Raw genomic sequence first — 288 nt, 5'->3', positions numbered from 1 at the left:
AATTTTTCTTTGGCATGACAACAAGCAAATATCAGTTAATCTAAATATATTTTACAACAGAACATATTCTTTTTGCAGTTTATCTGGCAAAGCGACAGAAAAACTCACTACATTTAGCCTAAAATCATACACCAATATTACAAAATGTATAGGCGCAGGCCTTGCATCTTGCCAAGACCAAACACCAATCTCACGTTTACCCCCCTTCCCCGTCATCACGCCCTGAAAATAAGTAATTGATGAGTAATAACGCGCATGGCAGGATTTTGTTCCCGACAAATCCTAAGT

At 37.8% G+C, this 288-nt stretch carries 1 protein-coding gene; it reads left to right on the top strand.

Going from position 1 to position 288, the window contains the following annotated elements; translation table 11 throughout:
- On the top strand, positions 1-226 hold a 226-nt coding region (locus ACO0LB_RS20870), incomplete at its 5' end, for a hypothetical protein (RefSeq protein ID WP_423052658.1).
- Between the last annotated feature and the right edge of the window lie 62 nt (positions 227-288).

Source organism: Undibacterium sp. SXout7W (assembly GCF_049339385.1).
In the GTDB taxonomy this organism is placed as follows: Bacteria; Pseudomonadota; Gammaproteobacteria; order Burkholderiales; family Burkholderiaceae_D; genus Undibacterium.
The sequence above is the reverse complement of the archived record's forward strand: the minus strand, read 5'-3'. Positions and strand labels throughout refer to the sequence as shown.